Origin of the sequence: Variovorax sp. LG9.2 (assembly GCF_035018885.1) — a bacterium.
Taxonomy (GTDB): Bacteria; Pseudomonadota; Gammaproteobacteria; order Burkholderiales; family Burkholderiaceae_C; genus Variovorax.
In genome coordinates this window covers 1-471 of sequence record NZ_JASJXB010000109.1, presented here as the reverse complement: position 1 = coordinate 471, position 471 = coordinate 1, and the positions used below count along the sequence as shown (strand labels likewise).

Annotated in this window: 1 protein-coding gene and 1 pseudogene; one reads left to right on the top strand and one right to left on the bottom strand. The window is 59.9% G+C overall.

The window, feature by feature from the left end; all coding sequences use genetic code 11:
- Window positions 1-181: IS3 family transposase (locus QN413_RS27125; protein ID WP_323499647.1), on the top strand; the 181-nt coding region annotated here is incomplete at its 5' end.
- Between the two features lie 28 nt (window positions 182-209).
- Here the strand turns inward: QN413_RS27125 and QN413_RS27500 are convergent.
- Window positions 210-377: pseudogene (locus tag QN413_RS27500) on the bottom strand (DDE-type integrase/transposase/recombinase); the annotation flags it as partial.
- Window positions 378-471: the final 94 nt, after the last annotated feature.

The window sequence follows — 471 nt, the reverse complement described above, 5'->3', positions numbered from 1 at the left end:
GGAGAGCTTCTTCAAGACGCTGAAAGTCGAGAGGATCTACCAGGTCCGCTATGACACCCGGGCGCAGGCTCGGCTGGGCATCGTGGACTGGATCGAGAGTTTCTACAACCGCGTGCGCATGCACATGGCTATCGGATACCTCGCACCGGTTACGAGGGAACGCAGCCTTCTGGCTGCATGAATTGGTGTACGTGGAAACGAGGCAGGGTCATGTCGCTTCGCAGCGACCAACCGATCACCTGGCGGCTGAACAGATCGATCACAACCGCCAGGAACAACCAGCCTTCGTCGGTGGCGATGTAGGTGATGTCACCTGCCCAGACCCGGTCGGGCTCGTGCACGGTGAACTCGCGGTTCAGCAGGTTGGGTGAGATCGGCCACACGCGTCGGTGGCGTTGGCGTTAAATGAAGGCGTACTTCACCGCTGCGCTTTCGCGAAGTACGGCGTCGCTTTTTCCAGGATGTCGCGCT